Genomic DNA, 4,645 nt, shown 5'->3' on the forward strand with positions numbered 1-4,645 from the left:
ACCGCACACTCCGGCCGGCCTCTCGCCAGCGCCGAGCTGTACGACCCGGCGAGTGATTCATGGAGCCTCGCGCCCCCCCTGGACACCGCCCGCGCCGCGCACACCGCGACACTGCTCCCCTCCGGCAAGGTGCTGCTCGCGGGAGGCCGCCATGGGAGCACGCCCCTGCGCAGCGCGGAGCTCTATGACCCGGCGGAGGGAACCTGGTCCCGGCGCGACGAGTTCCTGGCCACCTCCCGCTACGCCCACACCGCGACGCTGCTGCCCTCCGGCCAGGTGCTGCTCGCCGGGGGGAGCAATGGAAGCCAGGACCTCGACACAGCGGAGGTGTATGACCTGGCCCTGGACGCATGCAGCCACGCGCAACCCCTGGCTACCGCACGCTCCCACGCAACAGCCACGCTGCTTCCCTCTGGCCAGGTGCTGATCGCCGGGGGCGTGGAGGACTCACGGCCCCTCGCCAGCGCCCAGATCTCCGCGGGCCCCCTGGCCTTCATGGACGAGACGTCCCGCCCTGAAATCGATCAACTCCCTGCAAGGAAGCCAGAAGTCCGTCTCGAGCTGACCGGGCGCGGACTGCTCGGCGGCGACCTCCCCCAGCTGCTCAGCTTGACGGCGGTCGAGGGTGGGGCGCTGAAACATATCACCCAGTGGGAATCGGCCTCGGACACCGGGTTCACCGTGACCTTGCCCTCTGTTCGAACCGGCTACTACATCCTCACAGTCACGCACCCCGACACCTCCGGTGGACAGCTCATCCTCGTGGACGAGACGCGGCCAGCGGCCCCACGGGTGAAAAAACCACTCCAGGGGCAGGAATTCTTCACCCGCCAGACCCCGGAGATCTCCGGCACCACGGAGCCGGGAACCACGGTGACGGTGATGATGGATGGAGTCGAGGTTGAAACGGTGCCGGCGGATGACAGGGGAGACTGGAGCTACACGTCCTCCGCACCACTGGCGCTGAAGCCCCATGCCCTCTCCGTCACCAGCATGGACAAGGCGGGCAACGTCAGCGAGCCCGCCGCCGTGGACTTCCTGCTCTCGCCCCGCCGGAGCCATTACGGCTGGAACTGCGCCTCCGCCCCTGCCCTTCCGGCCAGCGGCGCCTGGCTGCTGGTGGCCTTGTTGCTCAGGCGAGGTGGTGCGCGCCGGCCCACCCCACGCCAAACACCGCTCGAGCGGGAACGAGCCCCACAGTCCCCGGAGTGAGCCGTTTCACGCGCGGCGAGACGGTTGGCGCCAGGCGCGCCCGAGGGAAGAACCGTCGGCACGCGTGTTGCTCTACCGGCTGGCACGGATGAAGGGCGGGATGGTGGGCGGGCGGCGTGGGTGGCGGTGTGGTGAGAAGTCCGTGGCGCGGACGGAGGGCGGGATGGACAGGACGGCGGCGGTGGCGACGGTGGGGTGGGAGGAGTCGGCGGGCGAAGGGTCGGTGAGGGAGAAGCTCCCGGAGGTGGACAGCCCCCGGGAGCGCCTCTTCCGGTTGGGGGCGGCGGCCCTCACCGATCCGGAGCTTCTCTCCGTGTTGCTGGGCTCGGGAGCGCGCACGCGGGCGCTGGCGGAGGCGCTGCTCGCCACGCGAGGGGGGCTCAAGCAACTGGTGCAGCAGGACCCGAGGGAGCTGTGCGCGCGCCCAGGAATGGGGCCGGGGCGCACGGCGCAGGTGCTGGCGGCGCTGGAGCTGGGACGCCGCGCCCAGCGGGTCACCGAGCGGCGGCCCCGCCTGCGGACCCCGAAGGAGATCTCCGCCTACCTGGCGCCCAACCTGAGCGCGCTGCGGCGCGAGGTATTCCACGTGCTGTGCTTCAACGCGCGCAACGTGCTGCTACACGACGCCCGGGTGGCCGAGGGCACCATCAACTCCTGCGCGGTGGATCCACGCGAGGTGTTCGCCGCGGCCATCACCTCGAGAGCCTCGGCCATCGTGCTGGCGCACAACCACCCCTCGGGGGACCCGGAGCCGTCGGGGCAGGACCTGGGCCTCACCGCCCAGCTCATCGAGGCGGGCCGGGTGCTGGGCATCAAGGTGCTGGACCATGTGGTGATTGGAGATGGGACGTACGCGTCGCTGCTGGAGCGGGGCGAGCTGCCGCTGCTGGGCGGAGAGGGCCGGGGGCCATGGAGCATGGTGGGAGAGGGTGGATGATGCTGGGGGCACTGGGTGTTATGGCGTGCGGTGGGGCGGGCGGGGCGGTGCAGGTGGAGGTGCTGGAGGACGAGGTGGCGCAGGTGGTGCCCGTGGGTGGCGGCAAGGCCCGGACGGTGCCGCGCTCCACCCTGCCGCCGGGGGCACGGGAAGGAGACGTGGTGCGGGATGGCCGCCTGGACGCCGAGCTCGGAGCCCGGCTGGCCCGGGAGGTGGCCGAATGGCGGGCACGCCTGGCCGTCCCGGTACCTGACGGGCTGGATCTGGACTCAGGAGCCTCTGGGTCGTTGACGGCCGATAAGGAACAGTGAATATGCGGCGGATGCCGGAGGCCCTCCCCTACTACGAGCAAGCCCAGGAGGGACTGGTCCGCCATTTCGGCCTGAGCGAGTTCAGGCCGGGGCAGGCCCAGGTCATCAGCTCCGTCCTGAGCGGACGCAACACCGTGGTGGTCATGCCCACGGGCGCGGGCAAGAGTCTGTGCTACCAGCTCCCCGCGGTGCTGCTGTCCGGGGTGACGCTCGTCATCTCCCCGCTCATCGCGCTGATGAAGGATCAGGTGGAGCAGCTTTCTGGCCGCGGCATCTCCGCCACGTTCATCAACTCGTCCCTGTCGGACCTGGAGCGGGCGGACCGCATCCGCCGCATGCGCGCCGGCGAGTTCAAGCTCGTCTACGTGGCGCCCGAGCGCTTCCGCAGCCCCAGCTTCCTGGACGCGCTGAGCCAGGTGGGCGTGGAACTGCTCGCCGTGGACGAGGCCCACTGTATTTCCCAGTGGGGCCATGACTTCCGGCCGGACTACGCGCAGCTCGGCCAGGTGCGCAAGCGCCTGCGTCCTCCGCGCACCGTGGCCCTCACCGCCACCGCGACGCCCGAGGTGCGTGACGACATCGTCCGCTCCCTGCTGATGAAGGATCCGCAGGTGTTCGCCGAGGGCTTCGATCGTCCCAACCTCTTCCTGGAGGTGTTCCAGGTGAGCGGGGACGAGGAGAAGCGCCGGGCCTGCGCGAGGCTCTCGTCGCTGGGCGGCGGCAGCGGCATCATCTACTGCTCCACGCGCAAGTCGGCGGAGAACACGCACTCGGCGCTGCTGGAGCGGGGGGTGAACGCCATCCTCTACCACGCGGGCATGGACGACGACGCGCGGCGCCGCGCCCAGGACGACTTCATGTCCGCCAAGGAGGCGGTGGCGGTGGCCACCAACGCCTTCGGCATGGGCATCGACAAGCCGGACATCCGCTTCGTGGCCCACGCCAACATCCCCAAGGCGGTGGAGGCGTACTACCAGGAGATCGGCCGTGCGGGCCGTGACCGGGGCCCGGCCTTCGCGGCGCTGCTCTTCAACCACGCGGACGTGTACACGCAGGAGCGGCTCATCGAGAGCAACCACCCCTCGGAGACGGTGCTCTCGGACCTGTGGAACGTGCTGCGCTCCGTGCCCGAGTACGACAAGGGCCAGCACGTGCTGGCGGCCCAGGCGGGCGCGAGCGAGTTCGAGATCTCCTCCGCGCTGCGCATCCTGGAGCGCGAGGGAAAGATTGAGCGTGGCAGCCGGGGCGAGGGGGAGTACGGCATCACCCTGACGGAGAAGGCGCCTGGCGCGCAGCCACATGCCCCGGACGCGAGGCGCCTGCTGGCATCGTTGCTGGAGACGTTCCCCGTGGGACGCTCGGCCACCACCGAACTGCCCATCCTCGCGCGGCGCACGGGGCTGTCCGGGGACGAGATTCAACACGCGCTCAAGCTGCTGGAGCGGGCGGGAGCGCTGCAGGTACGCCGGCCCTTCTCCGGACGCACCATCCGCGCGCTGTCCACGGTGCCCTTCCGCGAGCTGGGCGTGGACCTGAGCAAGGTGCGCGAGCAGGAGCGGCGCTCGCTGCTGCACCTCAAGCAGATGACGGACTACGCCTACACGAAGCGGTGCCGGCGGGCCTTCATCCTCCAGTATTTCGGGCAGCAGGACGTGGAGGCCACGTGCGGCAACTGCGACACGTGCGCTGGGAGCCGGCTCAAGCGCCTGGAGGGGCTCGACCGTCCAGCCACCGCGCCCCGGGCCACGCCGACGCTGGCTCCCGGACGTCCCGACGGATACAGCGAGCTGGCGGCCACCGAGCTGCGGCGCTGGCGCAAGGAGCTCGCGAAGGATCTCGCGGTGCCGCCCTTCATCATCTTCAATGACGAAACGCTGCGGGGGCTTGCCGCGGCGTTGCCCATTGATAGGGCATCGTTCCTCACGGTGAAGGGCACGGGCGAGAGCCGCTGGGAGCGCTTCGGGCCCAAGGTGGTGGAGATCTGCCTCATGGCGCGAGCCGCCGGGCACGAGCCCATTCCAGTGGCTCCCGTCCCGCCCAAGGTGCGCAAGTCGAGGAGCGCCCGGCACTGAGTGCGAGGCTCCCTCTCCCTCTGGGAGAGGGCGGGGGTGAGGGTCAGCATCCGCGTGTTCCTCGCCCCGATTCGCATTTCGGTCCGCAGCGGTCACGCGGTCCAAGAGGGAAG

Annotated in this window: 4 protein-coding genes; all 4 read left to right on the plus strand. The window is 70.4% G+C overall.

The features are described from left to right. The coding region (locus tag Q664_RS52475) for an Ig-like domain-containing protein (protein ID WP_235216820.1) at positions 1-1,212 on the plus strand (1,212 nt) is incomplete at its 5' end. A 163-nt stretch (positions 1,213-1,375) separates the two neighbouring features. Beyond that, positions 1,376-2,149: a RadC family protein gene (gene radC / locus Q664_RS22005; RefSeq protein WP_052518488.1), complete on the plus strand. Its 774-nt coding sequence runs from the start codon at positions 1,376-1,378 to the stop codon at positions 2,147-2,149. Then, complete coding sequence (locus Q664_RS22010; protein ID WP_043398961.1) at positions 2,146-2,460, plus strand: DUF3006 domain-containing protein; 315 nt, start codon at positions 2,146-2,148, stop codon at positions 2,458-2,460. The genes radC and Q664_RS22010 overlap by 4 nt, the downstream gene beginning before the upstream one ends. Before the next feature lie 2 nt (positions 2,461-2,462). After that, positions 2,463-4,532, plus strand: a complete 2,070-nt coding sequence (locus Q664_RS22015) for a RecQ family ATP-dependent DNA helicase (protein WP_043398963.1) — start codon at positions 2,463-2,465, stop codon at positions 4,530-4,532. The last annotated feature ends 113 nt before the right edge of the window (positions 4,533-4,645 follow it).

Source organism: Archangium violaceum Cb vi76 (assembly GCF_000733295.1).
In the GTDB taxonomy this organism is placed as follows: domain Bacteria; phylum Myxococcota; class Myxococcia; order Myxococcales; family Myxococcaceae; genus Archangium; species Archangium violaceum.